The following is an 18809-nucleotide window of genomic DNA, read 5'->3' on the forward strand; positions in this document are numbered from 1 at the left end:
GGTGAATATGCAAAAATAGCGGATTTTACTGCTACCTTTGTTTTTATGCCTTGACAAAGGTGATCATTTATTCAGCTATAAACGAGCGTCAGCAGATATGAGTTTTTTACAGGTAGTAGCCGCGGAGCAAAAGCAGGGGGAGCAGTATGTATTGCAGGATATCAGTTTTACGCAATTGCCATTGCAGCATATTGCCATTGCTGGTGAGACGGGTTCGGGTAAGAGTACGTTGATGAAAGCGATCGGCGGGTTGGTGCAACTGGATGCCGGGCAGGTATTGTTTGAAGGTAACAAGGTGAAGGGGCCGCTGGATGTGTTGATACCCGGTCATCCGGGGATCGCTTACCTGTCGCAGCATTTTGAGTTGCGGCATAATTACTATGTGGAAGAGGTATTGTCTTATGCCGATAAATTGCCGGTAGGGGAAGCGGAGAAAGTTTATGAGGTATGCCGGATCAGTCATTTACTGCAGCGTCGTACGGAGCAGGTATCGGGTGGAGAGAAGCAGCGTATTGCGCTGGCGCGGCTGCTGGTGACCAATCCCAGGTTGTTGTTGCTCGATGAGCCATACTCCAACCTGGATATGATCCATAAAGGTATTCTGAAGTCGGTGATCGCCGATGTCAGCGAACGGTTGGGTACGACCTGTATATTGGTATCTCATGATCCGCTGGACATACTTTCCTGGGCGGAGTTGTTGTTGATTATGCGGGCGGGTAAGGTGGTACAGCAGGGGGCCCCCCAGGTGTTGTATCATCAGCCAGTGGATGAGTATGTAGCGGCATTACTGGGTATTTACAACCTGATCGATACGGCACTCATCGCGGGATTGCCGGCGGGGAAACGGCTGTTCCTGCGTCCGGAGCAGCTGCGGGTGGTATCCAAAGCGAAAGGTGTACTGGCAGGTAAGGCGACGCGGATCACCTGGTATGGCAGTTATGAGGAAGTGCAGGTGAATGTGGGGGAACTATCGCTGGTGGTGCGGACACCGGTAGGCGTGGTAAAAAAGGGTGGTATGGTGTACCTTGGTATTCCGGAAGAGGATCATTGGTTCCTGTAGTGTTAATGCGGATCGTGTTGCAGCAGCGACAGCAGTGCTGCTTTGTTGAGTGTAGCCAGTAGCGCGCTATCGGTTTGTATGAGATCGTCAGCAAGGTCTTTTTTGCTGGTTTGTAATTTGACTATTTTCTCTTCTATTGTATCGGGGCAGATGAGCCGGACGGCGACTACATGTTTTTCCTGGCCGATGCGGTAAGAGCGGTCGATTGCTTGTTGTTCGACGGCCGGATTCCACCAGGGTTCTATGATATAGACATAGTCGGCGGCAGTCAGGTTGAGGCCGGTGCCCCCTGCTTTGAGGCTGATGAGGAACACGCGTTTTTCGGGATTCTCCTGGAATTCATTCACTACCTTACCCCGTTGCAGGGTTTTTCCTGATAGCCAGCAGTAGCCGATGCATAATTCTTCCAATGCGGCTTTGACAAGTTCGAGCATGCCGACGAACTGAGAGAATACAAGTATTTTATGTTGCGGGGATTTGCTCTGTATCTGTTCCAGGAGCATATCCAGTTTGGCGGAGTCATTGATTGTTTTTACCTCATCTTTTACTAGTACGGGTGCATCACATATCTGGCGCAGCCTGATCAGACCTTTCAGTATATGCATGGGCGTTTTAGTACTGTCGTCAGCCATGGAGGTTTTGATCATTTCCCTGATCTCTTCTTCATGCTTATGGTAGATCTCCTGTTGCGCCTGTTTCATTTCACAATACAATACCATTTCTGTTTTCTCCGGTAGTTCGGTGGCTACCTGTTGTTTGGTACGACGAAGTACAAAAGGTTTTATGCGGGTTTGCAGTTCTTTAGCGCGTCTACTGTCTTTGAATTTGTCTATCGGGGAGGAATAGATATCCTTAAAGTACTGTTTGTTGCCCAGCAGGCCGGGACAGGCGAATGACAGTTGTGCATAGAGATCGAAGGTATTGTTTTCGATGGGAGTGCCGGTGATGGCGATCTTGTTGCGGGACTGTAAAAGCCTGGCTGCCTTATAGCGTTGGGAGCCAGGATTTTTGATATGCTGTGATTCATCGAGGAAGACGTAATTAAAGACATATGTTTTCAGGAAGGTGATATCTGCCAGCAAGGTGCCGTAGGTGGTGAGTATTACCTCGTGTTGATCAAATACTGCTGTATTTTTCGCTCTATCGGCTCCATAGATGGTATGGACGTGGATGGAAGGTGCGAACTTCTGCAGTTCCTGTTGCCAGTTGAAGATCAGGGAGGAGGGTACTACCAGCAGGTTGGTATTGTGTGATACTTTTTCCCGCTGGGAGAGGATAAAGGCGATGATCTGGATGGTTTTGCCTAAACCCATATCGTCTGCCAGGCAGCCACCGAAGTTGCAATCATCCAGGAAGTTAAGCCAGTTGAGGCCCAGTTGCTGATAGGGGCGGAGGGTGGTCTGTAAGGCGGCAGGTACGGGGATGGCCGGGATGGCATCGAAGTTGCTTAACTTTTCTTCATAGGCCCTGATCTCTGTTTGTACCTCTGCGGACAATACTTCTTCCTCATACAAGGCAGTTATGGACGAAAAATTGATCTTATAGGTATGCAGCAGGTCGTCGGGGCCGATATCACCTGATTTGAAATAGGCATCAAAACGTTCGAGCCATTCGGCTGGCAGCAGGCCTATAGTACCATCGTCGAGCTGTACATACCTGCGTTTGTCGCGGACAGCTTTGTGCAGGTGTTTGAGGGAGGCTTTCTTCTTACCATAGCGTACATCTATGCGGGTATCGAACCAGTTGACCCCACTGATCACTTGTACTTTCACTTCGGGTTTGTACTGGCTGAGTTTATTATCTGAAAGTTCGTTGAAGCCCAGTATCTGTATACCTTCCTGGCGCCAGCGTTCGAAAGTATCGAGGAACCAGGCATCGTCGAGGAACCGTTTTTTATGCAAGTAGAAATAATCTATCGACTTCTCCTGTGCCTGTTCCATAAAGAACGGATGCTGGCGGACGATGAGCGAAATAAAGTCTTTTTCGGCTGCATCCTCTCTTTTAACCATGAATTCTTTGCCTTTGTGGTCGACGCCATACACCTGCTGATTAGAACGTACGGATACTTCGACATCGCCGTATCGCATGATGGGTATCAGCATTACATGAGGGCCGAAGTCGGACAGGTAGATGAAACGTTCCGGCGCTTGCTGGAAACCGTATTGGCGGAGCTGGTCATTGGTAGCTGGTGGAATATGTTTGTACTCGACGGGGGTATGTAATGCTATTTTATGTAACAAGGCATTACGGAAGGCCTGGTACTTGGATTGATGAATCAGTAGTCTGCCTGGCCGCTTCCGGAAGAACTGTATGAGCTGCAGGGTGCTCAGCTGATCTACCAGGAAGAAGGTGCCTGCATCGTGCATGAAATATCCGAAGCGTATATCCAGTTCGTATAGCGAGTAACTGCGATCCCGGATGTGCAGCTGCCCGGACCATGCATAAAATTCCCCTTCTTTGTCAACGCTTAGTTTGACCTGCATCTCATCGGTACTGAACTGTATGGGTACGATGTTGGTTGCGGTTACATTTTCTGCTGCTGCAGCGTCGTGATAATATATAGGTAGCTTGTCTGGATTGCGGATGATCGCTTTAAGATTTTGGATGACGGTCGCTATCTGTTTGTTGTCGATGTTGTTTTGTAACCTGGAGATGGCGGTGTAACATTTCAGTGCGGCCGGGTCTTCTTTTTCCCAGATGACATCGAGCGGGTTGACGGCTGAGAGTGGATTTTTGACCTTTCCTTCTTTAGTGGTCGCTGCGGTATAGAGTTCAGCTACCACATGTCTATAATATTTATGTTGGCGGATGACGAGCAGGCGGGTAGCGGCTACGTCGCCTGTGTGATCTGTATCCGGTGGCATCGGCGAGGAAGACAGCAGGAGGGAGGACAGCTGTTGCAGGCTTTCATCCGTAACGGGCAGCAGGTTGCTGGTACGAGGTATGATATTGACCTGTCCGTCGTTATAAGACACTTTGAAATAGGACATGAGGTCCTTCATATGCTCCATGCCGTAATCTTTGGCCACTGCGCTGACTTTTTCGTGACGTAAGTGATCGTCAAAGAAGATACGATAGCTTTCTCTCCTGGTGATGTTATAGAGCACTGCCTGCTGGTGTTCGCATAGCTGGTCTTTTGGTTGTTGGCAGCTACAGGATAACAGGAGGTCGTCGTCCTGTTTTTTCACCTGTACGGTAGTGTTGACCATTGTGCCGTGTTCGCTGACAAATACGCCCAGGTCTTCCTCCAGCTGAGTGGGCGTAAAGAGGAGATACGGAGACGGCGCTGTGGTGGTATCGGAGAGCCATTGCATTTCCCAGGATCCGAAGTCGAATTGCCGGATGATGTATTCGTCATTATGTAGCGAGTGATGTACCATGTTACTGAGCAAGGGCAAAAGTATCAAATATTCTTCCAGTAGTGGGATAACGTTTTCTTAATATTGACAGTATGTGTTGATAATTAATGTATTAAGCGGATGTGCCGACAAGGTTGTACGAATGAAAAAGGAGGCCGAACGGGGAGGTCGTACAGCAGGTTCGGTTCTTTTTGATTTGCAGAAAAAAGGCATGTATTATCTGAGATCTTCACTTGTGCGTTATAGTCTGTTATTGGTGATGCTGTTAAACATCGGCTTATCGTTGTTGGCGCAGCAGCCTTATACGAATAAAGTGATCCGGGAAGATACCGGTGATTTTCAGTTCGTCATTATGGCGGACCGTACGGGAAGTCACCGGGAAGGTGTATTTGAAGCCGGCATCAGCAAGGTGAACCTGTTACAACCTGATTTTGTGATGAGTGTAGGGGATCTGATAGAAGGGTATAAGACGGATGGGCGGCTTTTGAAGCAGGAATGGGCAGAGCTGGATAGTATGGTAGGGGCGTTGGATACCCGTTTTTATTATGTAGCCGGCAACCATGATTATTCCAATACGGGGATGGCTTCGTTGTGGCAGCAGCGGATGGGAGCGGCTTATTATCATTTTCGTTACAAGGACTGTTTATTCCTCTGTGTGAATTCGGAGGACAGTCCGGGTAGTAAGGCACCCGATGTGGGAGCGGCGCAGTACGCTTATTTCCGGGATGTGATAGCGGCGAATAAGGATGTGCGATGGACATTTGTATTTATGCATCAGCCGCTTTGGTTGTACGACAATACACCACAATGGGGGGCATTGGAGCGGTTGCTACCGGCAAGTCGACATACGGTGTTTGCAGGGCATATTCACCGGTACACCAGTTATGTAAGGCAGGACAGCCGGTACCTGGTGTTGGGGACTACGGGCGGTGTGTCGTGGCTGAAAGGGAAAGCATTCGGAGAAGTGGATCATGTAACCAGGGTAGCATGGCGTAACGGGCAACCGGTGATCAGCAACTTGTTGTTGGATGGGATATTGGCACCGGACTTTGTGACGGATACTACTGCCCGGATATTTACTTCTTTTGCCAGTCGTCCGCCGGTTTATCTGCAGCCCCTTTATTTTAACAACATGCAATCCTTTTCTCAGGCGACGCTGGTGGTCACGAACGAGCATCCGTATCCTTTAGTAGCGACATTTCAGGCGCTGGCGAATGCTGATTATGTGCCTTTGCTGCCATCGTTGGAAGTACGGGCGGAGCCGCATACCACTCAAAAAGTGACGATACCGGTACAGGCGTTACATCGTTATGCTATTGATACGGCGGCGACATTGGTGTATATGGCGAATTGCCGTTTTCTACGGGAAGGAGGTGCGGAGATCAACTGGGAGCAGGCTATAAAAATGAAGCCGCTGAGGCGTTATCCGCTACGTCGGGTGCAGGCGCCGGTAGTTGTAGATGGCCGTTTGGATGAATGGGAGCGATTGTCCTACCAGGTGGCAGACAAGAAGGGGAAGAGTCCGCTGCGTTATGCATTTGATCTGCGATATGATACTGCCAATGTGTATATAGCGGTAGATGTGAAGGATGAGGACCTCTATATACCACCTGCTACGGCACCCATTGAGATGGACGGGATCATTATCACAATAGACGGAAATGATAGCAGCCGGAGTGTTTTCAATACGGCAGATATAGATGCGCAATTGCGAGGGGAGTGGCGATACCTGGGGATCGTGCCAGCACAGGATTCCGGAACATTAGTATACCGGCATCTCATTCCTGCTGCATTTAAGGGGCAATATCGTCGTACGCGCGGAGGTTATACGGCGGAGTTATCATTTCCGCTGGCATATTTATCGGAGAAGCAGGGAAGGGATTGGCGATATTTACGGTTTAATATTACGGTGGTAGACCGAGGAAAAGGGCAGCAGCCTGTGAAGATGGACTGGCAGCCTTTTTGGAGTAACAATGTGCCAGGTACGGGTATGTTCTTTCGTTGATGGTGTGCTAACGTGTTTGTTGTACACATAATGATAACAGGCTGGGAGGCGCGGTGGTGGCGGCGAGATAAAATATTGTACGGAACAAAAAATATCGTATCTTGATAACCGTTAACCACCTCCTTCGTGCATCATTTGTCATTTTAATCATTCTTTGACCTCGAACTAAACCGTAAACAATGAACCCAATTATCACCAATTTCAAAACCCTCATCGGTGTAACTGGCCTGCTCGTAGCCTTAGGTACAACCGGATGTAAAAAAGAAGCAGCAACTGTCGAAACCCAACCACAAATCAGTGTTGCCAGTGTAGAAACCCTTACAGATTTTCTCAGCAAAACTACAGGAGCAGACAAAGCGAACATCACTTATGATGAACAAAAAGGTTTGTTTACAGCTAATGAAGACCTGCTGATCACCAAAGATGAGCTGCAAAAACATTACGACAAGAACCAAACTGCCGGTGCTAACACAGAGCATTGGCGTGGTACTTACCTGGTATCGAATGCGTATATCACGAATGTGAAAGTGCGTAATTCCGTATCCAATTCCAGCTGGTCCAATGCGTTGGTATCTGCTATCGCCAACTGGAATGCCAGCAATGTCAGCAGTGTGTCCAAACTGCGTTTCACTTTTGTAAGCTCAGGTCAGGATATTACGGTAACAGATCTTTCTAATGAGGCTTCCGGTTGGGTAGCCCGTGCTTACCTGCCAGGTTCTAATGGCAGACCAGGAGCAACGGTAGAGATCAACCGTTATCATGATGGTCTGGGTCAAAGTACCAAAGTATTTGCGTTGACACATGAGCTGGGCCATAACATTGGTCTGCTGCACACCAACCAGAATCAAGGCGTGTTTATCCAAGGCACTCCTGCTTCCGATCCAAACTCTGTAATGAATTCATTTGTATTGCCATGGAATGGCTTTACCAGTGGAGATGTAACCGCTATCAGGATCCTGTATCCGAGATAAGCAGATACGATCATACGATCGTTAAAAAGGTTACTAAGTAATTGAATGATCCTGCGAAGCGGGGTGGTAATGACGGCTTATTTTATCAGACAGGTCTTCTCCTTCGGGTAGTAAGGCCTGTTTTTTTATTCTTCAGGATCTCCCACTATTTCTGTTACCCGTCCTACCTGTCCGTCTTCCAGGCGGACTTTGATACCTCGGGAGTGATAGGGTGCAGATGTCAGCAGGTCTTTAACGATGCCATAGGTCACTCTGTTCGTACGTTGATCCTTTTTAAGGATGACACCTACTTCCAGTCCAGGGTATATATCTCTTCTGTATTGACCGCTCATGAATATTTAAATTGATCGGGTAAAACCGCAAAATTACATAAAATGACGATATACATTGATCATTGATGAATGATAGCGTTACTCTCTTTGGGAGGTGTATCTTTGCGCCAGGCTAACCAGGGGCATTCTGTTAAGATAGACCTGGCTTTGCAGGCACAACAGCCTCCCGCACAATTGTATCATGGTACGGTATCCAGGTTCCTGGATAGTATCCGGGAAACAGGTCTACTGAAGATGACCCGGCAACATGTGCATTTGTCAACGGAACTACTTACTGCGCAAAAAGTAGGCGGCAGGAGGGGGCGCCCTTATATTTTGTCCGTCGACAGTGCAAAAATGTTCCATGATGGTCATGTTTTTTTCTTGTCAGACAATGGGGTATGGCTGACGGATCATGTACCTCCCCGGTATATTGATTTTAATTATCAGCCAGAGGACGGCAAGTAGTTAATAATCCGGTAACATTAATTCCAGAATTTAGGGTATACTAATACCTGATATGGAACAAGTTCTGATGGCAACCCTTGTCCAGTTGCTTTTTGCTGCTGTACTGCTTTACAAACACCTGTTACGTGAACAGGTAAATATTTACCTTGTCTACCTGCTAGGCCTGGGAAGTTTTCATATGCTGCTGAAGATGTTATTGCTCTGGTTATTGCCTGGTAACCATGAATATCCGCTGATAGTGATGCCCTTTTGTTTTGTTTATGCGCCGCTGATCTACCTGTATATCCGTGCGAGGCTGGGGCGGAGTGTGCTGCAGCAGCGTATGTGGATACATTTGCTGCCATTTGCGGTGCTACTAAGCTGTTGTCTGTGGCTGATCGTACGTCATGCCTGGACGGGGGATAGTAATCAGGTTTATACGCAGGCCATCAGGTATTGTTTTCTGCCTTTCCAGGTATTTTATGCATTGGCTATATTAACGCAGCTGTCCGCAGCGCGCAAGCGGCAGCCGTCGACATCCACCGGGACGATCGTGGCCGTTACGCTGGCGGTGATATTGTTGGTACAGGCGCCAGTGGCGTTGGTTGGCCAGTTGCAGGTATTTGTAGACTGGTTATCATCTATATTTATCCCCGGTTACTATTGGTTGCTGTTATTACTTTTTCTGGTACTTATTTATTCTCACCTGGCGGAGCGGCAGTTATTACCTGTCATGCACATGGCTGTACCTGTAGCAGAACCGCCGGCAGACAAGGTAAAATATGAGAAGTCGGGGCTAGAAGAGGATTACCTGGCTGATTGTTATGAGAAATTGCAAGGTCATATGGAGCGTACCCAATTATATAAAGAGGCGGGATTGAATCTGAATGAGCTGGCGACACAATTGTCATTGCCGCGCCACCACCTGTCGCAGGCATTGAATCAACAATCTGGTAAAAACTTCTTTCAATATATTAACGAATGGCGGGTACAGGAAATATGCCGGCTGATGTTGCAAGAAGAAAATACGGATAATTTTTTACAGCTGGCCTATGAATGTGGATTTAACTCCAAGTCCAGTTTCAACCAGAATTTCAAAAAGATTGTGGGCATGACCCCGAGCGAGTACTACGAACAGCACAAGGTCATAATTTGATAACATGATATCTGCTGGTGTAGAATCCGCTGCCTTAGCCGATTTGGACGTATTGCCCTGCAAGGTTGTACGTGGGTGGCAGAGGGGATGTACATACCGACAGGTCAGGTCGTTATGGTATTGGTATTCCATTTGTTTTGCCTCAAAAAGCAGATGCGTCATATGTACAAGATCCCGGCAGTGCTATTGTGCTGTCTATCCCTAGCCGTGCAGGCACAGCAGTCCCCTTCTTTATCGGGTACTGTCACCGACCAGGCAGGTCGCCCACTTCCCGGCGCCGGTATCAGTATGGGCCGTAGGGCTCAGGCTGTTACAGATGAAAGCGGCCGGTTCTACGTGTCCGGTATGCGAACAGGTGCAGATACCTTACAGGTCAGCCTGGTAGGGTATACTACTGTGCGTGAACCCGTCGTTTTTAAGAACGGACAACAGCAGCAGGTGCAGATCAGGTTGCAGGAGGCGGTTTTGCAACTGGAAGGCTTGATTGTAACCGCACAGAAACGCGCACAGCAAGCGCGTGATGTACCAGCCGCAGTAACGGTGCTGGACGGAAAGTTTCTGCAGCGGAACAACATCCGGGACCTGGACGTGCTGTCAGGATATGTGCCCGGATTGAATATACAGGTACAGAGTACTAACCGCCCGGGGTTTGTGATCCGTGGGCTGACGAGTGATGATGCCAGTGCGGGATCTCAAAGCCGGGTATCTGTTTATTTTAATAATGTTCCCAGCAGCCGGCCTATCGGTTCCGTATTTGAGGTCTATGACATGGCAGGTGTGGAAGTGTTGAAAGGCCCGCAGGGCACCTTATTTGGGAAAGGAGCTTTAGCTGGCGCGGTTCATTTTATCCCACAGCGACCGGTAGCACGCAGGGAAGGGATGCTCTCAGCAGGTTGGGGCAATTATGGACAACAGGTATATACTGCAGTCATTAATACCCCACTATATAAGGATAAGCTGTTAATACGGGCTGCTGGTACTTTTAATCACCGGAATGGCTATGTAGAGAATACTTTCGGTGGTACGCTCAACGGGAAACATACCGTAGCCGGACGTATATCACTATCTTATCAACCCAGCAGCAGTACTACCATGGACTATGTAGCCAATTACCAGGAAGATCAGGCACCCGGTACTGCTTTTATCAGCAAAACATATCCTAACCAGCAGGGAGTGATCGATCCTTTTGCTTTTGTTGCTTCACTAGATCAGGGGAAAGCATTAAGTGCCGAGAAGACGATCCAGGATCATATCTTAACGATCCGTCACCAGTTCAATCCGCAATTAGCGCTGACTACTATCAGTGCCTATCGTAACAATACCGGCCTGGAACATTTTGACGGGGATGGCGCCGCTGCCAAAGCGCTGGATGTAATACAGGATACGCATGCGCAGCAATTCTACCAGGAGGTGCGACTGAATATCAAAACAGGAGAAGGTTTCAACGGATTTGGCGGGATCAGCTATTGGACAGAAAAGGTACATGACATTTATGATGTTACACCTGACGAGCGCAGTTTCGTGTGGTTGCGGCTTGACAAAAATAAAATGATCGACCCCAAAGGAAACCCTGTGTTACTGGAAAATATGCCGGCAGATCCAAAATACGGACCGGCAGCAGGGAAGTTATTGCCAGTAGATCACCGGGAACGGTCGATATCCGATGCCCGCAACAGTTCGCTGGAGGTATTTGCTGACGGGACTTATAAGCTGATCTCCCGCCTGGAGGTGAGTGGAGGCCTCCGGGCAGTAAGGGATATGCTGGAGTTGCAGAATGCCGTATATACGAGCGGCTCTCCTTCCATTGTAGGATATCTGACCAAGAATCAACCCGGACTCATATATAAGCCCCGTAACCCTGTAAAACACAGTACAGCCTACACCACCTTACTGGGCAGGATCGTTTTCAAATATGCGTTGACACCTACCCTGAATATCTACGGAGGATATTCCAAAGGCAGGAGGGCTAAAGTGATACAGTTTAATCCGGATAACAGTGCGACAGTGCTGGCGCCCGAAATACTAAACAGTTTTGACTTAGGAGTGAAAGGAGATCTCGGGCCACGCTTTTATTTTGACCTGGGCATATTCTACTCCAGGTATAATAACTTCCAGACCAGGAGTTATATGGCAGATACTGCATCGGGGCAGTTCTTGCTGGTGATGAGAGATGGGGGGAAAGCCCGTTCCTATGGTGCAGAACTGGCCCTGCGTTATGCAGTTACACGACACCTGCAACTTTATGGTAACTATGCCTGGTTACATGCCCGATTTGATAACTATGATAATAAAGGTAACAAGCAACAGCTGGCCGGCAATCATTTCCGGTTGACACCGGATCATAGCTTTACGCTGGGAGCGGAGCTATCAGGTACTTTGGGACAAAGGCTCTCGGGCTTTTTCCGTCCCGCCTATACCTATCGCTCACATATGTTTTTCGAGGATACCAACAACCCCGGTATTGAACAGGCAGGATATGGTATTGCCAATGTACGTATAGGAGTGGCTGTTCGCAAATATGGATTGGAATGGTCTTGTTATATGAATAACATTTTTAATCAACGTTATCTGATGGACGCCGGTAATTCCGGTCAGACATTTAATATCCCCACTTTTGTTCCCGGGGCGCCGCGGATGTTTGGCGGAGAGGTGACCTGGAGGTTTTAGCAGAAATGGCTGACATATTTTGTAGGGCTGGCTGCATAGTCAGTCCTTTTTTTCGTATCGAAACTTGTTCAATTTAGCTGGATAGTAATTAAATATTTGTCATATTAGCTTAATCTTTGACAAACACAACTGTGTGATAAAGATTAATTGTATTTTAGACATCAAGGAGCGAAAACTCCCTTTAACCATTAATAAGTTACGTGTGTGTATTACCTTACCTTCAGGGAGGGCCGGGACCTGTGTTATAAATTGCCAACTTGATCACATATACTGGAGGTAATGCCAGCTAGACATCAGTTTCCTCTCCGGATAGAACCAGATAACATCATCCTGCTAGTAAAAAGGTTTTAATAATGAAACTTAACAATAGCATGAAGATTATCGTAAATGACAGTCTGCAAAATATATCGGAGAGAGCTGTCAATAATACAACCAGGCAATATCTGCCTTCTGCATTACCATTTACTATTGCCGGGCCGTTCGGACGTGTAGATAGTGAAATAGCGACACTTTCACTGCTAACGCTCAATCATAGCGTATTAAATATCAATAGCCAGGCTGTGATACAGGTGACCGGTCTCATGAGCCTGCACCTATGCTATCTGTTGCGAGGTAAGGGGGCATTAATCAACGGGATGGTGAACTTTAATGAAGAACAGGTCGCATATAATTTCTGGCCGAATGCTCACTATCGTATAACCGTGGGGGAAGGACGGTATATCTTTTTGTTGCTTGAAGTAAAGAGTGAGCTATATCCTTTATTATCTGGCGAATATTCTTTTCTACAGGATAGCGGCAAGTACCGGCCACGGTTGTCTATATCAGACACCGTCCATCAAGCGATTCATCAGGTACTCAATATACAAGAGTCGGGAGAATTGGGTCGCATTAACCTGGAAGCTGCTGCCAACAGGCTTTTCTTTCTGACGTTGAAAGAAGTGAACCGGCATGCAGGCCGGTCTGAAAAAATAGTACCAGACACATATGCTGATAGCGATAATGCGTTGTCTGACATTGCTGTATTCATTAACGACCATTTGGAAGAAAAGCTAACAATAGAAATGGTCGCACGCAAATTCAATCTTAGCCGCTCAAAGCTACTGGAGACCTTCAAAAGTACATTTGGACAACCATTACATGAATACATTGTATTCCGCAGAATGGAAAAAGCAAAGGCGCTATTGCAGCAAGGACTCAGCCTGTCTGAAATATGCGGAGTAGTAGGATATCCCGATAAAAGTAATTTCGTGCGTGCATTCAGGAAAGCCAGTGGTATTACACCTGCCCTTTACCGGAAACGATTCTTTATGAACAGATCAGGGTGAGCGACAAAAAATATGGTGTGATAGTGATAATATGAAATTATTATCGAACTTTACATCGTTGACTCAAATAACCATTACTAAGAAAACAGCTTGCCATGAGATGCCAAAAACGTATAAAGACCGTGCCTGAGTATTGAATATTACGACTATTAATTATAATCCTACGATTATCAGATTTATTCCGCTGACTTTAACGATAAACATTATTGCCAATGTAATACCATTGTTATGATATGACTTTACACAGCGAACTTAGATGTTTTGTCATGGAATACCAGCAACCACGAGCACTATCCGGGAGGGGTATATTAACCTATAAATTGGACCAGACATAGACATCTTTCCCTTTATTATTACATAGAAGTACTAAGAAGGAGCAACACTCCTTCAGCATATCTATGCCTTTTCATTTGAAGATACAGTAACATAATAGTAAGGATATGATCGCTACAACACCGTTTTATGACTACGAAAGCGCTGTAAGAAAGGAAGGAGATAAGGTATCTGTTATTGAACATTGGGTGATAAATGGAGAGCCTCGTTTTGAGAAATGGGTACTGTTTGTGAGCTGTAAGGCTAACCAGGGACCCGAGTTGATCTCCCGTATACTACCGCTACTCCGGCAATTAGGCCGTCCATACCGGATCATTAAAGACCAGGTCCGGCATTTCCAGCTGAATGCTGGCATATTTGGGATAACAGAGGTGGGAAAGGTGATTTCCATATATGCATTGGACGATACTGATCTGCAACATCTCATCACCTTATTGGCCGATCTCGGCTTGTATAGCGGCCCTAGTGTGTATAATGCCCTTCAGGTAAACCCTTTCCTGTTTGTTGGTAAAACAGTGGAGATACGGGATGGATCGGGTTATGAATACATAGAGTTCATAGAACCGGCAATAGACGAATTACGACTTAAAAATATAAAGATCAGGAGGAACAGCCGGAAGCGCATACTGGGGAAATATTATGTACCGGTGGCGTTGATCAGCAAATCAGCGAAAGGAGAAGTCCTTAAAGCGGTAAATATGAGAAAACTTGCCTTCAGCTGGTGCCTGATCAAACAGGGGTTATCACATGCCGTAGATGACATGCACAACCGGGAAATGAAACACCGGCTGCTATGGCAGAAGGAAGTGCTGGAAGATCTTAGGGAAGTATTACCTGTACCGGCTGTATTGAGTTATTTCGAAGAGAAGGATGCCTACCTGGTCATGGAATTTATAGAAGGATTGTCATTATATGATAAGGTAATGCAGATAAAACGGAATAGAAGCTGGCGTGCATTGTCCAGCACAGAAAAGGTACAATTGATCGGTTATCTGCTGGAGGTAGTCCGCCTGATCAAACAGCTGCACCAGAGGGGGTATGTACACCGGGATATTACAGATAAGAACTTTATCGTAAGGCCGGACGAGTCGATCTGTTTGATTGACTTTGAACTCTCCTACAATATACTACGTCATCATCCGGATCCCCCTTTTATGCTGGGGACACATGGTTATGCTGCGCCTGAGCAACTCCGGATGGACAAGCCTTCGGTAAAGGAAGATGTATACTCACTGGCCGCACTTTGTGTGTTTGTCATTACCAGCCGTCCGCCCATTGGGATCATTACAGGTGATGCAACTGTCAACAGTGCCAGGATAGCTGATATGCTGGATGAGGGAATGTTGATGGAGTCTATTGTTTTATGTTTGGAAGCTGATGTTAATAACAGGCCGGACATACAATGCCTGGAGGAAGGACTGGTTGACTATATGAATACGATCAAATATTAAAGAACAAATACTAGGTGAATGAAAGCAAGAAATTTACTCATTGATGTGGTAACTGCATTATACCTGTGCCTATATCTATATGCAGCCGTTTCGAAGCTGATACATTTTGATCTTTCTGTCGCCCAGATGAATAAACAGCCTTTTCCGGATAGCTACACGCCGGTGCTGGTATGGCTCATCCCGGCTTTGGAATTACTGGGTGCTGCCCTGCTGATAGCTGATAAGACAAGATTATTAGGTTTATACTTATGTGTTGGTTTGATGCTGGTTTTCACCGTATATGTGTCGCTGGTAATAATGAATTTTTATGGGCATATTCCCTGTGCCTGTGGCGGTTTGATCGCCAGCCTGCGTTGGAAACAACACCTGTATCTCAATATTTCATATCTGTTGACTGGTATAATAGCTATTCTACTATATAGAAGACAGGATAAATACCATTCACTTGTCGTAAGATAAGTGCACTACAAGGACGTTTACGCAAGGGGGGAACTACTGCCTTTAACAGGCAAAGTCGTTTATGGACATCCTTAAAATTCAAAACCATGAAAAGAATTAAAAGATCATTGCTGGCTATTTCAGCTATTTTTGGTGTGGGCTCTGCTATCGCAGGATCTGCTCAAAGTGGAGATCGCTACGTTAAGACAGACGAAGGTAAGTATCAATTGATTAATTCCACGGTATATCTGCAAGGCACCTGTGCGCAAGGTGGTACAATGTGTTCCTATGCTATAAGTACGTCAGCACCGGTAAATTTACCGAAGCTGGTCAATTCCAAATCGGAGTTGAATACACTGATGTTGCAGAACCCCGGCAAGATCATTCCTTCTCCCGGGGGAAATGGGGTCAATTATCAATTGTTTGTTATACAATAGAGATGATATCTTTTATGCGTGCTGGAGTAAGAGGGTATTTTCCCTTTGATAAAGATGAAAGTAGTTTATAGATGCTGTTGGATCATTTTTATGAACATGTCAGCTTTCCCTTCATCACTGGGACGTTCGGGTCTTGAAGAAATAACATTCCCGGCCTTGTCAACTAATAATATTTGTGGAAAGCCGTTGTACCCGTAATGACTGATCAACGGATGTTCACTTCCCAGACCATTGGTATATAGCATCAACTGCCCGTCAAAAGTGTGTTTCCCGGCTTTAATGACCCTTTTCCAGCTCTCTTTATTTTTTTCGGCTGAAATACTGACAAACAATACATCTTTTTCATTTCGCAACCGGTTACTGACCTGTTTCAGATCTTGCGCCAATTTAATACAGGGTGCACAAGGCTCTATCCAGAAATCAATAACCAATACCTTACCTCTAAGAGCGGAAAGACTGACGTACTTTCCGCTCGTATCTTGTAACTTAAAGTCATATGCCGGACTACCGCTGCCAAATTTTTGCTTCATAGCCAGTAGCGATTGCCGCAGATCAGCAGTGGTGACATATGCAAGTGCATCCTTAAAAAGAGAGTCCGTACTAAAACTTTTGTACCTGTTACTTAGGAAATGTACCAGCAATTGATCCGACAGCGGTTTAGTGTAGGCTTTCTTAAGGAGGTCATAGATGGCTGGTATATTATCCTGCCTGTCGGTACCAGGCGGCTGGTTGATCTGGTAGGCAACGAATTGTCTTAATATAAGATACTCGTACAAGTGAATGGATACGGGGGTGCTCACCGCATCAATACCGGCCGGTAAACCGTATTTTAAATAACAGGCCTTTATTTCACTATATGCTGACGGTTGTACGATCAGGTTAAAACGGTAGTGATTGGCAAGCAGATAGTAAGTCCGGTACTGAATAGCAGCTTTGATGGCTTCATAGACCTCTGCTTCGATTTGGTCTTTAAAGGTGGCTAGCAGCTTTAGCTTTTGTACATACGCCGCATTGATATTTAATACCTGCGCTTCAAAAGCAGATAGCTGACTGTAGGCTGAGTCGGCGATAATAGCCTCCAGCTTTCGCAGCACATTGTTTTTTGAAGATCCTCTGCCGGATACCGTAATGGTTTTGGTATCCACCTCTATGATCAGACTGTCGTCCGGCATGACCATCAGGTTGTTGATCCGCTTGTCGAAACCATTACTGTCCGTAACGCTGAAATAGTGTAACGATGAGATATCCGAAGTATGGAATTGATATATGCCATTTCTTACCGTGACCTTTTGTTGGGCCGTTTGGGAAGAATAAGCGTAAAGACTTGCGCTCACCGGCGACGGCGCGATATATATCGTTGCCTCCCCCGGCGGATGTGCGTATTTGAGCGTAATAGTCGTATTGGCCGACAGCCCGTTGGATATACAGGCCATCAGGAAGGTGGCTATGAAAGCAGGTTTTGATAGATGCATAATCTTTTGCTTTATCGCTCGTTTTGTTTAATACCCGTAGTAGTGATCTCTCCTTCGGGAATAGGTAATATATACAGTGGACTATTAGGCTGCAGCGTATAATTTTGTGTACCCACTTTTCTGCGTAACGTAATGGGAGCAGATTCTAAATTTAGCCGTTTGATGTCTGTCCATCTGGTCCCCCTGAATACCAGTTCTTTTTTCCTTTCGCTGAATACCAATTCCAGCATATTACCAGGTAGGGGAATCGGAATAAATGTGCCGGATTTGTATCTTTTACTTAATAATTTATTGATAATGGCAAGTGCTTCTTCATTCCTGTTTTTTCTGGCAAGACATTCTGCTTTATTCAGGAGCACTTCGTCGGTTGCAAGTCCTGAATAAGGTGTCAAACCTCCTCCCATACCTACCTTCAGACTTGGCTTTTTGGAAATAGGATCGATTTTGTAGAATATGTTCTTTCGAAGGTCATTGCCATCATATGCATTGTATATATTCGAGTCTATCTTTATTTTATAATAACCCGTATAGGAAAGCATGGTATTGTAGCTGAGCTGGGTATAACTACACATGTTTTCATCATTAACAGGGCTGAAAGGAACGTTGATGTTTGGATTTAATGTATTGTAGTCGATCAGCTGGTCATACAGGGAAAGACAGCTGTCGGAATAAAGCAAGGCGTCATCGTACCTTCTCATAGAAATACAGATACGGGAAAGTAACGCATAGACCGCCGATTTGGATGGCCTGTTACGATATTGTGTAGGCCTGTCATCCGGAAGTAAGCGGATAGCCGTTTGAAGATCGCTGAACACCTGCCGGTAGCTGTCTTCGACAGAAGAACGCTGTTCAATGTTTTCCACAATAGGACTTAACTTTAACGGAATACCCAGGTCAGTACTGGCAGTAGTGGCGTTATAAGCTTTGGAGAAAGTGGTCAGCAGATTGAAGAACGCAAATCCTCTTACAAAATAGGCGTGTCCGCGTACTAGCTTGCCCTCTCTTAAATCTTTCTCTGTATCAGGAATAGATCGTATAATATCCAATACGGTATTGGCAATGAATATCTGTTTATATGGAATAGACCAGTCTACTCCTTCAGGAGAGGTATAGATATTGGCCGCCCATATATAAGCATTCCTTTCCGGAGCAGGTGCAGAGAGAAAAGTAGCTTCGTCTGCATAATAGTACTCATCTGCCGAGATCGTTCCCAGGCTGGGAGACCTGTTGACCGTACCAGTATTGTCCAGCAGGTTTTGCAGGTCTTCTACTGTTGACGGATTTATAATATTGGAATCCGGCTTTACATCCAGGAATTTATCCCTGCAACCTACACATAGTAACAGCCAGACTGCTACGATTGCTATTCTCATAATA

General features: G+C 46.2%; 14 protein-coding genes. 10 read left to right on the top strand and 4 right to left on the bottom strand.

The features are described from left to right. Window positions 1-97 precede the first annotated feature (97 nt). On the top strand, window positions 98-1060 hold the full coding sequence (locus KTO58_RS06980) for an ABC transporter ATP-binding protein (RefSeq protein WP_225860102.1): 963 nt from the start codon (window positions 98-100) through the stop codon (window positions 1058-1060). A gap of 2 nt (window positions 1061-1062) precedes the next feature. On the opposite strand, the gene KTO58_RS06985 is transcribed toward KTO58_RS06980, so the two are convergent. Then, the gene (locus tag KTO58_RS06985; protein ID WP_157753139.1) at window positions 1063-4458 is read right to left on the bottom strand and encodes a DEAD/DEAH box helicase; all 3396 of its coding nucleotides are present in this window, start codon (window positions 4456-4458) and stop codon (window positions 1063-1065) included. A gap of 103 nt (window positions 4459-4561) precedes the next feature. Between KTO58_RS06985 and KTO58_RS06990 the strand changes: the two genes are divergently transcribed. Next, a complete protein-coding gene (locus tag KTO58_RS06990; RefSeq protein WP_095840068.1) occupies window positions 4562-6424 on the top strand; it encodes a metallophosphoesterase in 1863 nt (620 codons plus the stop codon). A gap of 179 nt (window positions 6425-6603) precedes the next feature. Next, window positions 6604-7395 (top strand): M57 family metalloprotease, encoded by a 792-nt coding sequence (locus KTO58_RS06995; protein ID WP_095840067.1) that lies wholly within the window; start codon window positions 6604-6606, stop codon window positions 7393-7395. A 125-nt stretch (window positions 7396-7520) separates the two neighbouring features. On the opposite strand, the gene KTO58_RS07000 is transcribed toward KTO58_RS06995, so the two are convergent. Beyond that, the gene (locus KTO58_RS07000) at window positions 7521-7727 is read right to left on the bottom strand and encodes a YwbE family protein (protein ID WP_095840066.1); all 207 of its coding nucleotides are present in this window, start codon (window positions 7725-7727) and stop codon (window positions 7521-7523) included. Between the two features lie 69 nt (window positions 7728-7796). On the opposite strand from KTO58_RS07000, the gene KTO58_RS07005 reads away from it, so the two are divergent. The 7 genes from KTO58_RS07005 (at window position 7797) to KTO58_RS07035 (ending at window position 15960) form a co-directional block, all read left to right on the top strand. Further along, complete coding sequence (locus tag KTO58_RS07005) at window positions 7797-8174, top strand: RNA 2'-phosphotransferase (RefSeq protein WP_095840065.1); 378 nt, start codon at window positions 7797-7799, stop codon at window positions 8172-8174. Window positions 8175-8226: 52 nt separating this feature from the next. Then, entirely contained in the window at window positions 8227-9309 is a 1083-nt protein-coding gene (locus KTO58_RS07010; RefSeq protein WP_095840064.1) for a helix-turn-helix domain-containing protein, read from the top strand. A gap of 162 nt (window positions 9310-9471) precedes the next feature. Continuing rightward, window positions 9472-11976 carry a TonB-dependent receptor gene (locus KTO58_RS07015; RefSeq protein WP_198314989.1) on the top strand — a complete coding sequence of 835 codons (2505 nt, stop codon included), beginning with the start codon at window positions 9472-9474 and terminating at the stop codon, window positions 11974-11976. Between the two features lie 353 nt (window positions 11977-12329). Next, window positions 12330-13301: a helix-turn-helix domain-containing protein gene (locus KTO58_RS07020; protein WP_095840062.1), complete on the top strand. Its 972-nt coding sequence runs from the start codon at window positions 12330-12332 to the stop codon at window positions 13299-13301. Window positions 13302-13741: 440 nt separating this feature from the next. Beyond that, window positions 13742-15085: a serine/threonine protein kinase gene (locus KTO58_RS07025; RefSeq protein ID WP_095840061.1), complete on the top strand. Its 1344-nt coding sequence runs from the start codon at window positions 13742-13744 to the stop codon at window positions 15083-15085. 18 nt (window positions 15086-15103) lie between these two features. Then, the gene (locus tag KTO58_RS07030) at window positions 15104-15544 is read left to right on the top strand and encodes a MauE/DoxX family redox-associated membrane protein (protein WP_157753138.1); all 441 of its coding nucleotides are present in this window, start codon (window positions 15104-15106) and stop codon (window positions 15542-15544) included. Between the two features lie 86 nt (window positions 15545-15630). Next, window positions 15631-15960, top strand: coding sequence for a hypothetical protein (locus KTO58_RS07035; protein WP_095840059.1), 330 nt, complete (start codon window positions 15631-15633; stop codon window positions 15958-15960). A gap of 65 nt (window positions 15961-16025) precedes the next feature. On the opposite strand, the gene KTO58_RS07040 is transcribed toward KTO58_RS07035, so the two are convergent. Together KTO58_RS07040 and KTO58_RS07045 are read right to left on the bottom strand one after the other, a co-directional pair. Continuing rightward, window positions 16026-17432, bottom strand: a complete 1407-nt coding sequence (locus KTO58_RS07040; RefSeq protein WP_095840058.1) for a TlpA family protein disulfide reductase — start codon at window positions 17430-17432, stop codon at window positions 16026-16028. An 11-nt stretch (window positions 17433-17443) separates the two neighbouring features. Further along, window positions 17444-18805 carry a RagB/SusD family nutrient uptake outer membrane protein gene (locus KTO58_RS07045; RefSeq protein ID WP_095840057.1) on the bottom strand — a complete coding sequence of 454 codons (1362 nt, stop codon included), beginning with the start codon at window positions 18803-18805 and terminating at the stop codon, window positions 17444-17446. Window positions 18806-18809 lie beyond the last annotated feature (4 nt).

This window comes from Chitinophaga pendula, assembly GCF_020386615.1.
GTDB classification, from domain to species: Bacteria; Bacteroidota; Bacteroidia; order Chitinophagales; family Chitinophagaceae; genus Chitinophaga; species Chitinophaga pendula.